The following is a 17,798-nucleotide window of genomic DNA, read 5'->3' as shown; positions in this document are numbered from 1 at the left end:
CCACATAACCAAGATCAAAGAACATGCCAAGGGCGTGGACACACGACTCTCTCTAGACATGCATCAATCTTCGCTGCTCAACGCCCAGATTCCGATGATCGTTTGACCACAAACTGCGGAACCCGGGATCAAGAAAGGCACCCTGCGCTCCTACGAAGGGCACATCCGGCTGTACCTGATCCCGTACCTAGGCCACCTGCGCATCGACCGACTCCGCCCCGGCCACATCGACGCCATGTACGACGCCATCGACGAACGCAACACCACCATCACCACCCTGCGCGCCAGCCGCGACCCCGCCAAACGCGACCAAGTCAAAGGCCAGCGCACCGTCGGCCCGGCCAGCCAGCATCGCATCCACGCCACGCTCCGGAAGGCGCTCAACGATGCGATGCGCCGCCGCCGGCTCATCGATATCAACCCCGCCCTGATGGTCGAGCTGTGCCCAGCACGGCCACCCAAGCCGACCGTCTGGACCGACCAACGAGTCAAGACGTGGCGCGACACCGGCAAGATCCCCAGCCTCGTCATGATCTGGACCCCCGAACAAACCGGGAAGTTCCTCGACCACACCCACGACGCTGGCGACCGGCTCTACGCCCTTTACCACCTGATCACCTTTACCGGCCTCCGGCGGGGCGAAGCCTGCGGCCTGCACTGGGACGACCTCGACCTCGACGCCCACACCCTCACCGTCCGCTGGCAACTTGTCCAACATGGCTGGGCCACCGCCATCGACACCCCGAAAACCAGCGACAGCGAGGCCGCAGTCGCCCTCGACGCCGAAACCGTCAAGGTCCTACGCGGCCACCGCACCCGCCAACACCGTGAACACCTCGCCGCTGGCGCCGCTTGGACCAAGACCGGCCTTGTCTTCACCACCCCCACCGGTGGTCGGCTTCACCCCGCCGACGTCACCGACCACTTCCACCACCTCGTCAGCCAGGCCGGGCTTCCACCTATCCGGCTCCACGACCTCCGCCACGGCGCTGCGACCATGGGCCTGGCTGCTGGCGTCCAGATGAAGGTCATCTCCAGTCGGCTCCGGCACTCCAATCCCCACTTCACCGCCAAGTTCTACGGTGATGTCCTCCCCGAGCTCTCCCACGCCCGCTGCCGAGGCAACAGCGGCTGCGGTGCCCCGACGGCGGCGTGACGGAGCGCAGCCGGCGTAGCAAGCCGTGCCAAGCGGAAGACGCTACCGGCGTGGCCTCCCTCACCCAGACAGGTCCAGGGAGGCCACGCTTCCTACTCGTCCCCCAGAACCCCTTGCGAATCGAGGTCAGCGATCTTGGTTGGCAAAAGGTACTCCTCGATCTGCTCCGCGAGGTGAAGCGGCCACGGCAGGACGGTGGTGCCCCGTACGTACGGTGCTGCATCCCGTAGCTCGTGCGCCAGCGCCGTCCAGTGCTCGGGCTGGTCGCCGTCCTGGATTCCCGCCACGAGTAGTTCGATGAACTGTGGGTTCCATACCTGGGCCTTCGGCTTCGGGGCAGTGAGCTTGCCGTTGTGCTCGCCGGGGATCAGCTTCGATACGCCTTTCAACGCCCCGGAGTGCGTGCTGGGCTTGCCCGTGGTGCTGCCGTACACCCGATGGACCAGGAATCGCCACAGGCCCTTGGGTTGGCCTGTCTCGTCATCGGTTACGCCGTAGCACTCCGGTGTCTCGCCGCCCTCGGCGGTGCGAACGCGCACATGGCGCAGGCCGGACAGCTTGCTGATCGGCTGAGGCTCGCCGGCACCGAAGCCGAGGCTGTCGAGCTGGATGCGGCTGTTGGTGAGGGTGTTCCAGACGCCGCGCAGGTTCTGTGCATGGGTGAGCAGCAGGGTGTCGGGGAATGCGCCGGTGGCCTCATCGATGACATCCTTGGCGAAGCGGACGACGTCGTCGGGGCCGCACTTGAGGTCCACGTTGACGTACTGCTTGCCGATTTCGAGCAGCCCGGTGTGCAGAGGCTGCCAGGGCACCTTGGGCGCGCGGACCTGCACATGTTGACCGGTGGGGTCGACGAGCACGGCGACCGGGACCTGCCGCGCGAGCCCCCAGACACGTCCCTTGTTCTGGCGAATCATCCAGATCGCCAGGAGGGAAGGCTGCCTGAGCAGGGTGTCTCGCGCCGGTTCAGGCAGCGGCTCGGGGCGTACGCCGAGCTGTCGGAACAGGTCATCGACGGCTGCGGCGAATCGTTCTCGGTTCGGGTCGGACGACTCTCTGCGCGGGGGTCGCTTCGGGTCGGCAACCGGGGTGACGAACTGGCTGAGCCGTCCCGTCCGCAGCAGTCCGTGCCGAATGGCGAACTTGGGGTCGTCGCCGCGTCGCCGCTCAAAGGCATCGGGGCCGGCAATCTCGACCAAGGTGATTGTCGGGTTGGCCGCCTGGCCGAGCGCGTCGGCGATGTGCTCGATGCGGGCCTCCACGGCCGCCTGGGGCCGGCGTCCGGCCCGGTCAAGGTCGGCGCGGATCGTCGGCGCCGCTAGCCGCCTAATCCCGACGGTTACCGCACCAAGGTCGATCTGTGCCCCGGCCTCATCGAGCTGCTCGGCACGGGGCATCGGGACACCGAGACGGATGGCGAGTCGGTCGAGGGCGTATTGCGTGGCTCGGTCGCTGTCGGTGAGCAACTCGATGTCCAGGCGCGGCCCGACGATCTCGCTGAGATAGGTGGCCGGAACCCGGCTCTCGCTGATGCCACCGAGGCCTTTGTACACGGTGCACTTTTCGCGGGAGAGCGGCGCGGCCGGACGGAGGTGTGGGCTGAGCTCGTTGGTGACCCAGTCCATCAGCGGCTGGCGGTCGGCGACCGACAGCCCGGCGCTGACCTTCTCGGCCGGGAGCATGCCAGTGCTGTAGACCAGCGCAGCTGCGTCGCCATGGCGCTGTAGGTAGTCGAGTGGCTTGTCGACCAGCTGCTGCGGGTCGGGCAGGCGGTCGAGGCAGCCCACCTCCTTCAGTACCCTCGCGAGGGCGTCGTCCCAGCGTGGCCCATAGCTGCTCGTGCCGTCCTTCTCCGTCACCTTGGCTCGCTTGATCCGCGCCGTGCCGAAGTGACGGGAGTTCTCCAAGCCGGCCAGGTACGGCACGGTCGGCGCAAGGTACACCGAGTGGCCGTGGTCGAACGCAAGCTTGCCTCGAATGGGCATCCAGCGCCGCACGCCGTACGACAGATAAACCAGCAGCTCATCGCTGGTGGGCAGGGTCTGCGCGGTAACGCCGATCTTGACCGAGAACGGGGTCTGGTCCTCGATCCGTTCCGGGGGCCAGGACATGACCTCGGCGCCGTTGGCGCTCGGGCAGCGCAGAAAGCGCAACTCGTTGTGCGGGCAAGTCGCGTCCGGGCGGGACAACGTCGCCGCGATCTCCATCGGGAGCAGGCGCATGGCTCGCTGCCGTTCTTCTTGCGCGGTCAGGTTGAGGTGAACCGGCGACCAGGTGAGGTGGCTGGCGTGCAGCTGAGACAGGGTTATTGAGATCTGCTCCGGTGTGCCCTTCTGCGCGCGTACCCACGCTGCGACCAGGTTGAAGATGGCTGCCGGGTTTACCTCGCGGTATGCGAGCAGCCAGTCCTGGTCGTCGTCGCCACGTCCGGCGGACGGAAGCGTGATGACGCAGTCGGGGACGAGGGCGGTGATCGCGTCGTTGAGTGAGGCGATCGGGATGCTGGCGACCTCGCCGCCGCGCTGCGCCTGGGCGAGCCGGCGCAGCGGCTCCTTCCAGCGGCCAGGGAACCGCATGAGGTGGTAGGTGCGCTCGATCGGAACTGCGGTGTCGAGACGCAGGACGGTGACAGCGAGGTTGTCGTAGCGGGGTGCCATTCAGCGGTCTCCCATGTTGGTGAGGGCGCGGTACAGGGGCTGGTAGAGCGCCTGGACCAGGTGCCGATCGGTGTTGGCGCCGGTGGGTTCGAAGTACGGGTTGAGCACCTCGCGCATGCCGTGCAGCAGGCTGGTGCTGGCATCGTCGAGGTCGGTGTCGGTGTCGCTCCTGCGGGCGGTGACCGGTGCGAAGGCGGCGTCGCAGAAGTAGACCTTCGCGGCTTGGCCGCCGCGTAGGAGCCGGCCCACGACCTGCCAGATGGTTACGAGTTGGGTCCAGGCCACGCGTTGGCGTTCGTCCGTGCCGAGCTGGCTGTAGGCGACCAGGGCGTGAAGCAATCGTCGCCATTGACGCTGCGCGGCTCGGCGTCGTTGGCTGCCGGCACCTACGAGGCGTTCGTGTGCCGGGCAGTCGTTGTCGAGCGGGTGCGGGCGTAGTTGTTCGAGGGCGTATTGGTTGATCCGCTGGGTGACGTAGCTGAGATCCTTCGGCCGTGGGTGGGGACGTACCAGGAAGAACGCGGCGCCGATGGCGGCCACGCCGTCGTTGTTGAGGATGTTGTGCCCGCGCTCGACGGCCAGGATGGGGGCGACCAGTAGCCACGCGTCGTCGGTGCCGAAGTCCGCGACATCGCCGCGGCGCAGCAAGTGGCCGTCGTCCCAGCCGGTCTCAAGCTCGTCGTCGCCGATGAGGCAGCGGACTTGCCCCTTCCAGGAGGACTTGCGCCGAAGCAGCTCGTTGGTGACGGTGCGGGCCTCGGCGTAGCTGCCGACCAGCAGCATGATCTTCTGTCGGCCGGGCGGCAGGGTGGCGCGTTCCCGCTCCAGGCGGTTCGGCTGGCCGCGGCCCGCGCCGGGCTGGGTCAGGGCGGCGACCATCTGTCGCAGGGCGCTGGCGCGCTCCTCCCCGTAGCGGCCGGAAACCCAGATCGGTGTACTCCGTTCGCCTCGGTGCTGGATGTCCAGGGTGAACGTGGTCTCGGAGATGGCCGCGAGTTTCTGCGGTGACGGGCGCAGGATCGCCTCGACCGGCACGTCGATGTGGTAGCGAGGTGAGGTGCCGGCCCAGCTTGTCCCGGACAACAGCAGTACGTTCGGGCCCGGCCCGTCGGCGGGAAACAGGTCTGGCAGGCCGACCAGCAGGGCCCGCCCCACGCCGGTGTAGCGGAAGAATCGGAACTCGCCCAGCTGGCCATCGCGGCGGTCAGTCTCGTCTTCGACGTACTGGAAGCCCAGCACGTTGCCCATCGGGGACTCGGGCACCGCGACGGCGAGGTCGCTGGGCGGGCGGCGTACCTCTGCCGGAAGCGTGTCGAACATGTCCAGTTCGGCCGCGACTTCCGGCCAGATTGCGAGCATCAGGTTGAGCCGGTGTGCCATCACCGCTACGGCGATGGCCAGCTCCAGCCGCCACACGTTGCGGTCGAACTCCGCCGGTGCGATCTTCCTACCTTCGACCAGCTCTTGATCGCTCAGCTCGGTCAGCCACTGACGGACGGCGTCCTCCCGCGTCTCCTCTTCCGTGTCGGATAGTTGCGCCTCGGCCAAGGTGGCTAGACCTCCGGCTACCTCGCCGGATGCTCCCGTCGGGTCGTCGATGAACGCGTTGAACTGCTCGCGCAGCAACTTGTAGAGCTCATCGTCGTCCCAGCCGGGGTCCGGCCTGCGACCCTTCGCGGCGGTGTAGCCGGCCCAGTCCTTGGCAAGGCTGTTGAACAGCGTCCAAGCCGTGAAGTAGTCGGGGTCGAGCCAGTTCAATACCGGCTTGCCGGCCCGAACCCGGTCCCGTTGCAGCAACTGGTAGATGATGTCGGCTGCGGAACGGGCTTGGTTCAGTGCCGTGGTGAACCGGCGGATTTGTCGGGAACTGACCGGTGCGCGGCCGGTCGCGCGCAGCTTCTCCGCCACCCGCGCCCCGATCTCGTCGATCCACGCTTCCTGGCTCGAGCCAAGCAGCACCTGGGCGCTGGCGAACATCTCATCGAGGTTTGCCTGCACCTGGTCGGCCTCGTCGACGAGGATCAGGTCGCTGCGCCGCCACGCCGCCTCCAGGTACCGCATCTGCTCGTGGGTCAACGGTCCGGGCACAGGGGTGTGCACAAGACTCCACGGCGTCGCGATCCACACGTTCGCCGTGACCAGCTGGCGCGCAGCCTCATGCCGCTGGCATCGGTACCACAGGGGACAGGTTCGCCGGGCCCCGTCCCGCCAGCCATCCACGGGAGCGTCCGGATCCGTCTCGATCAGGTGCTGGCAAGGCGCCTCGCGCACCTCCAAGGGGATGGGGGCGCCCCGGACGGCATCGAGCGGGCAGGCCGTGCTGACCAGGTCGAACCCGTACGGCTCGGAGGGCAGAAGCCGGCCAGGCGCCGGCGGCTGGAGCCGATGCAGCCGCTCCGCATGCCGGGTTCGGTTCTGCCCCATGACCGGTGCCGCCACCACGCCGTCGTAGCGGGACAGCTCGTGCGCCATGCGTAGTGCTGCCGAGTTGTCGCCGACCACGATCGTCACCTGGAGGTCATGCTGCGCGGCCCAGGCCGCCAGGATCGTGACGAGGGTGCTCTTGCCGACGCTGACCATGCCGACCATGTGCAGGATCCGGTCGATGTGAAGGGTCGTGGCGTCGCCGAAGGTATCATCGACCAGCCGGACCTGCAGCGTGACGTCCTGCAGACGCTCCTCCCATCGGTGAGAGGAACGTCCGGCCTGCAGATCGGCGGCGTCCATACCTCGGGCGGTCTCCACCAACTCCTGCCACGTGACCTCGATCGGTGCCCGTTTCCGGACGGCCAGGTCATGCAGAGCCGGAGCCGGCGCGGGTGGAAGGTTGTCCGGCACGGTCACGCCGTGACCACGCGCCGTGGAGCTCATGCGGTATCGGCCGGGCGCGGCGAACCGGACGCCGGTGGTGGCGAAGGGCAGGGGCTCGGTGAGTAGCTGCTCGTACCAGTCCCACCTGTCGGCTGCCACGCTGCACTGCCGGCGTACCGGTCGGCCGAGCGGGTCCAAGTGGTAACCCCGCACCGCCTCAGGAGCGGACAGGTAAGCCCGCAGCAACTCGTCCCACCCGTAGGGGCGCTGGCTGCGCCACAGCAGCGACCGCGCGTTGGCGAGACGGACCCTCGCGTCGGCTGGCGGGCTCGGCACCGCGTCCCACAGCGCCCGGTAGCCATCGAGCAACGCGGGTACCCCGCTGGCGGACTGATCGGCGGCGACTGTTTCCAGCAGATACAGGCACAGTTCGGTGTCCATCAGCCGCGACGGCGGCGGCTGGTCCCCGGTCGGGGTGTAGTGGCCGCGGAGGGCGCGGGTAAAGCGGTTGCGGATGGTGTTGATCTGCCTCATGCCTCCGCCTCCGCCCGCCGCTTCACGGCACCGACGAACTCCGCCTCGGAGACCGCCACGATTCGCTGTCCCGGCCGCACCTGGGGGCACGCCTTCCGCAGCCGCGCCACGTACCGCGGATGTGCCTTGACCTGCTCCTGACCGATGACGACGTAGGCCCTCTCCGCCTCCGGCGGCACGGTGAACAACCGCTCCCGCAGCCGCCGGGCCAGCCGTACCGGGTTGCGCCAGGCCTTGATGTCGGCGACCCAAGGCCGTTCCTCGAAGACCGCGATGTCGCACGCGTCGAAGTCCGGCCACAACGCAACCGGCACGCCAAGCTTCCCGATCGCGTCGGCGATGCGCAGCTCCGCACGACCCGGTGCGGTGATGAAGGTGCGCAGCTCACGCCGCAACCACCACACGCCCTCGCTGGCCGGGTGTTCCGCCCCTGCCGTGCCGGGCGCCGGACATGTCTCGTCCTCGCAGAACCAGGTCCGGTCGTCATCCAGTGGCAATCGAAGACCGCCGCATCCGCCACAGGTCCGGATCACTCCGTCCGCCATCGCCTCCGGCGGCGCCTCCACGTACGCCTGCCGCACCTCGTTCGCCAGCAGCGCCAGGTTTGGATCGGCCAGCCGTGCGTCGAGTTCCATCGCCGCGAGCGCCGGCTGTCGGATCAGGAGCTCGCGGAACGCGATGTAGGACTGCGGTGCGTTGTGGGTCCGGGACTTGTCCATGACCGCCCGCAACAGCGCGTTCTCGCGGATCTCGCCTTCGACATCCCCACGGAGGCTGCCAAGTTCCTCGCAGGCCGCCGTCGGGCGGCCATAGATGAGCAGCGCCTCGTCAGGATCGACGTCGGTGCCGGTGAGGTCGATCTTCCAGTCGCCGAACGGCTCCTGTACAAGCTGAAGCAGCTCCACCACGCTGGCCGGCGCGGGCGCGCCCTGATGCCAGGCGAGCAGGGTCAGCCGGTCCAGCGCGAGCTGCAGGTTTGCCGGGTACGGCAGCCGGAACGCGTCACCCGATGCGGTCTGCTGGGCGTACTTTAGGATCCCGCTGGCGAGCTGCGCAACAGCAACCTGCGGAGTGGGCAGCCATGACGGGTCTGAAGGTGGTTCGATCATATGTGCACTCCGCGTGAGAGAGACGTAGGCAAGGCGGGGTGGGTTCCATTGGACCGCATCGGTATGACAACCGCGCAGCCCTACAACGTGCGAAGCGCCTTCGTATTAGGCGGCGTATGTAGCCCCGCGTGCTCGCGCGTGCGATTGGAGTCCTCGCCCGATCCCAAAGGTCAACTCCGTCTTGAGCTGCAACTGGCATTTGTGCTGCCTGCTCAGAGGGAGCTTGAACCGCGATTGAAGTACTGACTTCGAGAGGGGCGACTGCGTCTCAAAGCAATGCAAATTGCTGTCGGTAACCAGACCGAAGTCCCGGCTTGGTCATCCGTGGCTGTCGGGATGGCCGATTTGTCGAGCCGGGTTCGCGGTGTCCGGTCGGGAGCCAGGTCCCCCGATGACGGGGCCGGGTCGTTCACGTCGCGGATCGTCCCGAAGTGCGTCTGCAGGTAGATGGATGCCACGAGGCGATCCTTGTAGGACGTCGACGTGTCTCGAGCCGGCCGCTTGCGGTTCCTCGGCGGTGCGTACGTCCCGTTTGTCTTCTTCCCGACACAACTTCGGTCCTGCGACCCCTCCCTGCGAGCCCTGCAGTCTCGTTACAGTACGCACTCATCGCGATCGGCGGCACATCAGTCGCTGCGGATGTCAGGGGGTGGTCTATCCGGTTTTCGGTGCAACTACTGGTTTCTGGTAGTTGTCTGTCCGGTGTGGTCTAGCGGCGGCTGGCGCTGACGCGGTCGATGAGGGTGATGTCGAAGGCGTTGAGTGTGGCCTTCCATCGGTAGGTCCAACGGGCGTGCCCGCGTCCGGTCGGGTCCATACGGCCACCGCCAGATCTGAAAATGTGTCCACAACGCAAAGGCGTTTACACGGCGGCCGCCTCGCGTTCACCCCACCTCACCAGCAACATCTCCAACGGCGGCTGCTCGTACTAGGTGCCCTGCAGGAGTTGATCGGCCGCGATGGCAGTCGCATGCAGGGTTGATAAGACGATTCGGAACGTGCGATAGACGAGCAGGTGTCAGCGCCGCACGCCGGGGCGGTGTGCCTAACGGGCGGAAGGGACGGCACAACGGACGGAGCAGTTAGCCGCGAGCAGCAACTCGCGCGGCTCATCTCGGACATCGGACCCTGTAACAGCGGCCAGGTCCTCGAGGCCGCGCGGCAGCGCTGGCCGGCGATGACGCAGGCGCGACTTCTGAGGATCGTCGCTTCGGCACTGGGCGCTGGGCTCATCCAGGACGACAACGGCATCCTCAGGGCAGCCGACGCGCCCGCAACGCCAATCCCTTCCGGGCATCGATCGGCGGTAACTGCGCAGGTTCCCCGGGCTGTCGTCGTCGACGTCGAAGCTGTTGTGCGTCCCACTGCGGATCACCCCGACGGGGACCGGCGCATCTACCAGATCGGTGCGGTGCGGTTGTCGTCGGAACGGCGCTGGGTCGACGAGGCGCCACGCTTCACCGCCTGGGTGCGGCTGCCAGACGTTGACTGGGAAGAGCAGCTGCGGTCCGCGTCCGTCCGTGACCAGTACGCCGCACGCGCGATCCCTGTCGAGCAGGCGCTGCACGATCTGCGGGAGTACTTGGCGGCCGCGAACGTCCTCGTGGCCTACAACGGCACCGGCGCCGACTTTCCGATGCTCGACGATGCGGCCACCCGCGCCGAGCAGCCACCGTTCGGCGCGCTGCGCCGAGCCGACGCGTTGTACCTCGCCCACGCGGTCTGGCCGACCGCCCGTTCCCATCGCCTGGCGGAGCTCGCCGACGAGGTAGGTGTCGGTCGGTCCGGGCTGAGCTGGCACGACGCCGCAGACGATGCCGACCTGACAGCCCGGCTGCTGCGGCACGCCGCGGACACCGTCTCAGGCTGGGACGGGCCGTTGCGGGATCTGCTGCTCGCCGCCGGTGCCGGGTCACCTGCTTGGGACCTGCTCACGTCGCTGCTATCCGCACCATCTGGTCGGCCGGCCGCGGACGACGGCTCGGTCGCCCAGGTGCTCGCGGACGTGCTCGGCAGCGGCGACCTGCGGGAACCAACCCGGCGTGGCCGAGCCGTCCCGGAGAACCTGACGGTGCCGGAGCGACTGTTCGACCGCACCGGTCACGTGGACCCGCACGCACTCGCCTTGGTGGCCGCGCACGGTTCGGTCGAACGCCGGCCGGCGCAGCAGCATATGGCCGAACTCCTGGCGCGCCAGGTCGACGCTGGCCGGGATGCGCTGTGTGAAGCGCCGACGGGAACCGGTAAGAGCCTCGCGGTTCTCGCCACCGCCCTCGGCTGGCTCGCCAGCAACTCCCGCCGACGGGTGGTCCTGGCGACGTTCACCAAACAGCTGCAGACCCAGCTGGCCGCCGACATCACCCGGCTCGCCATGGTCGTGCCCGGCCTCGACGACGTCGCCGACCTGGTGAAAGGTACACGCAACCGGCTGTCACTGCGGGCACTCGTCGCCGCGCTCACCGACGCGGTCGCCGCGGCCGCCGGAGCAAGCCACCGGGATCGCCGGAACCGGTTCGCCGCTCACCCGGGCTACCGGGAGCTGCTGGTGTACCTGGTCCAGCGGCTGGCCACCGCGACGTCGGCGCAGCAGGCGTGGGTGGCACGAAGTGTCGACACCGCCGACATTCCGATCTTCCTCGCCGAGTACATCTCGACGACAGCCGGCCCGCTGATGGCGTTGTGGCTGGCCAGCGTGAGCCAGGAGTCCGACGACTACGGGCCCGGCTCCGCGTCGCCGCTTGCCCACATGACCGACACCGTCGGCGAAGCGCTGGCCAACCATCGCCTCGTCGTCGCCAACCATGCGCTGCTGCTGAGCAACCCGGACGCGTTCGCCGACGACACCCTGCTCGTCGTCGACGAGGCGCACTCCCTCGAACACGCCGCGACAGGAGCCGCGAGCGCCGAGGTGGACTATCGGGCGGTGGAGAACCTCGTCGCCGAGCTGCGTCGCTGGTTTGCCAGCCAGCGCGGGGCACCGGCAGCGCTGGGGGAGCAGATCGCCGACCTGGAGGCGATGCTCGACACCGAGGTGATGCCACGGGCCGCGCAGGCGGTGTTCGACGCCGCCGGCGGAGAGCCGGGCAACCGCGCGGCGACCCTGGCGAGCCCGTTCGGTGGGCTCGGCGGCAGCGCCTCGGCGCGGCAGCTGCTCGCCCGGGTGGAACGCCTCGCCGTCGTCGCCGGGCTCGTCTACCGGCAACTGTCCGGTCACCTCGGATCGGAGCAGATGCAGGCGGCGTCGTGGTGGGAACGGGAACGGGCGGCGTCACTGGCCAGCAGGGTGTGCAGTCTGGCCGAGGCAGCCGACCAGATCGCCACCGATGCCCATGCCATCCTCGACCCTCCCCGCCCCGACGCAGGGAACGCTGCCGGGCAGCCGGGCACGCCAGCCGACCAACCTGCCGGCAGCGGTGGGGACGACGCTCCGGGCGTCGACGACGATGAGTCGGGGGAGACCGAAGCGCCGGTGGACCCGCTCGAGGAGCGCCTCGGCGAGGTCGGCGCTGACGACGCTGGGCCGGACCTCATGCCGGACGACTCCGGATCGGCGCCGGTGGTGTCGAACTGGGTCGTGTTCGCCACCGAACTGGAGCTGGAAGGCCTGAGTGTCTCCGCCCGCCGGTACGCGTTCACCGTGACGTCCGCGCCGATCGAACTGGCCCACGACCCGCAGTGGAGGCTCGCCCGGTCGAGGTTCGACCGGATCTTCTACGTGTCGGCGACGCTGCAGGTGTCCGGCCGATGGGACTACATCCGCAGTCGGCTCGGACTGGGATCCGACGTCGACGCCCACTACTTGCCCGGCCCGTTCGACCTCGCCTCCCAGGCGAGACTGGTGTGTCTGACCGACTTCCCCAGCTGGGCGGAGCAGGCCGACGGTGCGGTCCGCACCGTCGCCCACCACCTCACCGGCTACGCCCGAGAGGTAATCCGCCCGGAAACCGCCGGTGATGACGGCAGCGCGGCCACCGGTGTGTTCACCGGTGGTGCGCTGGTGCTGACCACGTCGACACGGGCGGCGTCGGCGATCTCCGAACGGCTGCTCGCCGAACTGCCCGCGGTCGCGCCGGACGTCCCGGTTGCGGTCGCCCCGATCCTCGGCAACGCGCGGGCGGCGCGGGCGTTCACCGAAACCGGAGGGTTCTGCGTCGCGACCCGCGGGATGTGGCAGGGGGTCGACTTTCCCGCCGAGCGGCTGTCGCTGGTGTGGATCAACAAGCTGCCATTCGCGCCGTTCGCCGACCCGGTCGTCGCCGCCCGCCGCGCCGCGGTCGCCCGCCGGGCCGCTGACACCGGCCATCCGGATCCGGACCGGGTCGCGACCGAGTCGTACTACCTGCCCTTAGCGGCGATGGATCTGCGGCAGGCCGTCGGCCGCCTGATCCGGTCAGCCCACCACCGCGGTGTCGTGATCATCAGCGACCGCAAACTCGCCGGCCAGACCGCGCTACGGCGAAGCTACCGGCGGGTGTTCCTAGAGTCGCTCGACCCCGGGCTGCTGGTCGCCGACCCCGACACGGGGGAGGCCGCCGGTGGGAACCTGACGACGATGGCTGACGGCTGGGAGCGGATCTGGCGGTTCCTCGCCGACTGCGGAAAGATCACTGCCGCGCGGGCCGACGAGCTGTGCACCGCTGACGCGCTCGCTGAACACACCCTGCTGCCGGCCACCCGCAAGATTCTCGCCGCCCGCATCGACGGCGACACCGAAACCACCGCCCGTGCCGAAGGTAAACTCGGTGACCTGCTCGTCGAACGCTGCTCCCAGATCGCCGGGTACCTGCGGTTCTCCGACGTCCCACTGCAGCTGCGCGACCAGCAGGAGCAGGTGATCCGCGCGGTCGCCGACAAGGCTGACGTGCTCGCGCTGCTGCCGACCGGTTTCGGCAAGTCCTACACGTTCCAGCTGCCCGCGCTTGCGTTGACCGGCGTCACCGTCGTCGTGTCACCGCTCGTGGCGTTGATGGCCGACCAGGCCCTTGAACTCAACGCCAGCGTCGGCGGCGCCGTCCGTGCCCTCGTCGGGCCGATGGCCGAGTCCAACAGCCGCCGCGGCAAGACCGAGGTCGCTGAACAGCTCACCGGTGTCCACGACCACGGCATCAAGTTGGTCTACATTTCCCCGGAACGACTGGGCAACCGGCGGTTCCAGCAGCTGCTGCGCACCGGGGCGGCCAACGGGCAGCTGCGGCGGGTCGCCGTCGACGAGGCTCACACGTTCGTGCAATGGGGCGACGACTTCCGCCCCAGCTTCCGCCGCGCCGCCGGTCTGCTGACTGAGCTGCGCGACCGGCACGGCGTCCGGGTCACCGCGGTCACCGCCACCGCCAACCGTGGGGTGCGCGCCGGGCTGCGCAGCGGCCTGTTCGGTCTGCCCGAGACCCCGTCCGCCGGTGAACCTCTTGTCACCGTCACCGCGGACCCGCTACGGCCGGAACTTGCGATCTACCGGCGGACGTTCCGGGCCGCCGGTCCGAACGTCGTCGCTGGGCTCGCCGAAGCGGTCACCTCCGCCTGCGACGACCATGCGATCTTCTACTGCCTGACCGTCCGGGAGGTCGACACGCTGTACGCGCACCTGCGCGAGTTCGTGGGAGAGGGCGAAACCCGGCGGGTGCGCCGTTTCCACGGCCGGCTGTCGGAGGCGGAGAAAGCGGCGGTCCTCACCGAGTTCCGCGACGCGCCCAAGAACGGGGAGGAGGGGTACGTTCCGCTGCTGATAGTGGCGACCAGCGCATTCGGTCTCGGGGTCAACCGTGGCGACATCCGCTGCGTGTTCGTGGTCTCCCCACCCACCGACCTCGCCGGGCTGTACCAGCAACTCGGCCGCGCCGGCCGTGACCAGGCCGGCTGTGACCCCGCGGAGATCACCGCACCGTCGTACGGGCTCGCCCTAGGCACCGGCCGTGGTTTCCGGAACGTCGCCTGGATGATCTCGCAAGGTCTGGCGAACCCGACCTTGCAGCGCATCGGGAACGCAGTCGTGGCCGCCGCCCGGGGCAGCGGAGTGCTCAACCCCGACCATGTCGCCGACATCGTCATCGGCGAGGAAATCGACGCCGGGTGGATGTCGCTCGACGACGCCCGCAAACCGGCGACGATGACGATGTACCGCACCGCGGTGATCCGGGCGCTCGCCGCCCTCGACGCGGCCGGAACGGTCGACGACTGCGGCGACTTCCCGGCGACGGTCACGCTGACCCCGCTCGACGATCCGATCCGCTGCGACGACACCCTCGCCGACGCGGCTGCGGTCGTGCAGCAGCTCGCCGCGACCCGGCCGGGACGTCACCAGCTCACCGACGTCCACCAACAGCTCGCCGCAGCCGTGACCGGCTACGACGGCCTCGCCGACGACGTCGCCGGCACTTGGGCGCTGCTGGCGACCCTGCACGACCTCGGCGTCGTCGACGTCTCCCAGGCCGGCAACACCCAGACCCTGGTCTCGGTGCGGATGCTCGACCGGACCGGCCGGCTGCCCGCTGACTTCGCCACCCGGATGAACGCCCACCGGGCCCGGTTGAACACCGAGCTCACTGCGCTGCGGGACTGGTACGCCGAGCAGGCCCAGTGCGCCAACGTCGGCTTCGCCGACTACTTCGGTCAGCCTGGGCAGTCGGTACCCGACGGCACCTGCAGCACCGCCGCGTGCCGCTGCTCCACCTGCTGGTCGTCGAGCGCCGACACCACACCGACACCGGTGCTGCTGAACGCGTTGAACACCCCGCGGCCGCGGCCGGCCGCCGACCGTGACGGCGCGCCATACCAGGCGGCGGTCGACCGTTACCTGCGGGCGCTGCTGTGGGACAACTTCCACGGCCTGACCGCCGGGATGCTGCACCGGGTCCTGCGCGGCGACGAAGCCTACCGCGACAGCCGCTCCGGTCGGCTGCGACCGCTGTGGCCGCAGCTGCTCTACCACCGGCTGCGCGGCGTCGACCCCGGCATGAAGCTCACCCACGTCACCGACGCGCTCGCCCGGCTTGAAGCCGCCGGCGAGGCGGCCCTGACAGACGGCGGCCGGGTCTGGCGGCTTCGCCGACACGTCGACCGTGACAACGCCCGCGCCGCGGCGCGGCAGGCAGGAGCCGCCCGATGACGATGACCGCGACACCGACATGGCGACCGTTCCACGACGAACCGCTGTTCACCGACGACCTGCTACGCGACGTCGACGACATCCCCGGCGCGGTACGCGCGACCATCATCGCCTACCTCGAGCAGGTCGCCCACGTTCGCCGGGCGCCGCTGCACACCACCACCGCGTTCAACGCGCTTCACTTCGGCTTCGACCTGCAGGCCCGCGGTTACCAGGCCGCCGTCCTCGACCCCGAACTGTTTGTGCGGCTGACCACCGATGCCGCGACGCAGCCGGCGCTGCCCGTCGGTACGTTCGTGCGCATCGAACGGGGTCAGCAGTCGCTGTGGGCAGAGGTCGTCGCCCGCTTCGGTGCCGCCGACGGCGTCCACCCGGATGGGTGGGTTCCTGCACGCCTGTCCGGAGCACCGGCGGTCCTCGACGACACCGGCTGCCGGTCGGAACGCGTGATCGTCGACCCGGAAGCGTTCGGCGCACCACTCACACCCCGGGAACGCACCGAACTTCACCGGCTGCGCCAGCGTGGTGTGCTCCTCGACGAGCGTGGACACCTGACAGGACAGGTCTGCTACCCCGGTCCTCGGCTGGCCGGCCTCGACGACATCGCCCTGTACGCCCAGCATCTGCTCACCGCCGGCAAACCACTACTGGTAGGTGGACCGCTCGGCGGTCTGCTGATCGACCCGCACGACGACGACACCCTCGCCGTAGCGTTGCAGACGGCGCTGCACACGATCGACAAACTGCTGGACGTCGCACCGCACCTGCGTCGATGGGGCGGCTACGCCACCCCGGTCGACCGGTACCACCACCGGCGGGAAGACCCCGGCCTGCTGGGCGGGGAAGACCTCGACGACCTGGTCCACACCATCGCACGGTCAGGGACCGGACCACGGTTCACCGGTGTATGGCCGTGGCTGGCTGGCAGAGTCGACGAGGTCTTCGCCACCGACCCGGAAGACGTCGACGTCGACCCGTTCGAGCTCACCGCGGCCGCCGAAGCGGTCGTGCACGCCAACCTCGCCGTCGCCGACCACGCCACGGCAGCCGTCAACGGGTTGCAACCGAACGGAGTCCACCTGCGCGTCGACGACCTGTGGCAGGTGGGCGGCGTGTGGCTGGCGCAACCGTCCCCGGTCCCAGCGGACCTGCGCGACGTCGACCCGCTACGACCCCTCGGGCTCGGCTACCACCAGTCACAGCCGCCGTCCCAGAGCACCGATGACGGTACCGGCGCAACCGATCCGGCCGAAATCCAGCAGCCGACTGACGACACCGAAGCGATCACCGGCACCTGCATGGATCAGCGGGAACCCGGTCCGGACCCCGGCACGACCGACCCGGAACCGGACGACACCGAGACAGAAGGACCCGCCGGAGACGAGGTCGTTGTCGAACACCTCGACGACAACATCGCCGTGTACACCGTCGCGCTGCGACCAATCCACCTCGACAACGACACCCTGCCGGTACCTGACCGGATCGCCGCCATGCTCGCCGACGGCGCCCTCGTCATCGAACTGCACCACGACGGCGACGACCTCTCCGACGACGAGAGGATCCATACGGTCGAACACGGCGACGGGGCGCTGACCGTTGTCGCCTGGCCGCTGTCGTTCTACCCGGGGATCAAGGTCATGGTCTCGCTCGCCCGCGGCGCCCGCAGACTGGCCGCTACGACGACGTTGCTCGAACGGCCGCTGCCCTACGGTGACGAGTTCCGCTGGGACGCCGACCATCGACTGCTTGCCACCGCCCTCGCAATCGACCTCGACCCCGACCCGGCACCCGAGGAGACTGACGGCACCAAGCCGGACGCAGACGACGAACCGGCACCGCCGACGGTGCCGGCGAAATACCAGGGGATCGACCCGCTGCGGCGGCTGATCCTCGCCGCGTTTCGCCGTCACGGCACTGAGGGCACGTTCGGCTCCCGCAGGCTGACCGGCAAACAATTGCTCGGCGTCATGTTCGGCGCAGACTTCGACAACCCGCCGCTGATGTGGCAGGTGATCTACACCTGTGAGCGTCTTGTGGACGCCGGCAAGCTCACCCGTGAACCGAATCCGGGACGTCCCGACAAGCCGGGAAGCGGTGGACCGGACACGTTCGTATGGTGGCCCAGCCAGTCGGCCCGCCAGCACGCCGACTACGCCGCGGCGCAACAGCGGCACGCGGCGCTGCGGGAGCGCACCCGCGAGCATTGGGTGCCGCCCAACTGCCGGGCGCTTCCGAGCGGGTACCGCGCCAGCGACCAGGCGAAGGAGAACTATGCCCGGCACGTCCGGAGAGTATGGGGCCAGCACGCCGACACGAGACTGCCCGACGGGTTCACCTTCGTCAAAGGACACCGCAGGGGAAGTGATCCGGGTCCGTTGTGGCTACCGCTGACATGACATCGACGACGTCCCCTCGCCGACGTCGTCGAT

General features: G+C 69.0%; 5 protein-coding genes and 1 pseudogene. 3 read left to right on the top strand and 3 right to left on the bottom strand.

Going from position 1 to position 17,798, the window contains the following annotated elements; translation table 11 throughout:
* Positions 1–127 precede the first annotated feature (127 nt).
* Positions 128–1,175: pseudogene (locus DLJ47_RS35135) on the top strand (tyrosine-type recombinase/integrase); the annotation flags it as partial.
* A gap of 73 nt (positions 1,176–1,248) precedes the next feature.
* Here DLJ47_RS35135 and DLJ47_RS35130 read toward each other — a convergent pair.
* From DLJ47_RS35130 to DLJ47_RS35120, 3 genes are read right to left on the bottom strand one after another with little or no spacing between them, the layout of a single operon-like run.
* Positions 1,249–3,813 (bottom strand): pPIWI_RE module domain-containing protein, encoded by a 2,565-nt coding sequence (locus tag DLJ47_RS35130; protein WP_109906659.1) that lies wholly within the window; start codon positions 3,811–3,813, stop codon positions 1,249–1,251.
* Positions 3,814–7,158, bottom strand: a complete 3,345-nt coding sequence (locus tag DLJ47_RS35125) for a pPIWI_RE_Z domain-containing protein (protein WP_109906657.1) — start codon at positions 7,156–7,158, stop codon at positions 3,814–3,816.
* The gene (locus DLJ47_RS35120) at positions 7,155–8,267 is read right to left on the bottom strand and encodes a pPIWI_RE_Y domain-containing protein (protein ID WP_109906655.1); all 1,113 of its coding nucleotides are present in this window, start codon (positions 8,265–8,267) and stop codon (positions 7,155–7,157) included. The genes DLJ47_RS35125 and DLJ47_RS35120 overlap by 4 nt, the downstream gene beginning before the upstream one ends.
* Positions 8,268–9,282: 1,015 nt before the next feature.
* On the opposite strand from DLJ47_RS35120, the gene DLJ47_RS35115 reads away from it, so the two are divergent.
* Positions 9,283–15,369, top strand: a complete 6,087-nt coding sequence (locus tag DLJ47_RS35115) for a DEAD/DEAH box helicase (RefSeq protein ID WP_233258189.1) — start codon at positions 9,283–9,285, stop codon at positions 15,367–15,369.
* Complete coding sequence (locus tag DLJ47_RS35110; protein WP_109906651.1) at positions 15,366–17,765, top strand: hypothetical protein; 2,400 nt, start codon at positions 15,366–15,368, stop codon at positions 17,763–17,765. The genes DLJ47_RS35115 and DLJ47_RS35110 overlap by 4 nt, the downstream gene beginning before the upstream one ends.
* Positions 17,766–17,798: the final 33 nt, after the last annotated feature.

Origin of the sequence: Micromonospora sp. S4605 (assembly GCF_003176715.1) — a bacterium.
Classification (GTDB): Bacteria; Actinomycetota; Actinomycetes; order Mycobacteriales; family Micromonosporaceae; genus Micromonospora; species Micromonospora echinaurantiaca.
The sequence above is the reverse complement of the archived record's forward strand: the minus strand, read 5'-3'. Positions and strand labels throughout refer to the sequence as shown.

Excerpts from the sequence above, each read along its gene's own strand:
- DLJ47_RS35130 (WP_109906659.1), bottom strand. The coding sequence starts at position 3,813 with ATGGCACCCCGCTACGACAACCTCGCTGTCACCGTCCTGCGTCTCGAC.
- DLJ47_RS35125 (WP_109906657.1), bottom strand. The coding sequence starts at position 7,158 with ATGAGGCAGATCAACACCATCCGCAACCGCTTTACCCGCGCCCTCCGC.
- DLJ47_RS35120 (WP_109906655.1), bottom strand. The coding sequence starts at position 8,267 with ATGATCGAACCACCTTCAGACCCGTCATGGCTGCCCACTCCGCAGGTT.
- DLJ47_RS35110 (WP_109906651.1), top strand. The coding sequence starts at position 15,366 with ATGACGATGACCGCGACACCGACATGGCGACCGTTCCACGACGAACCG.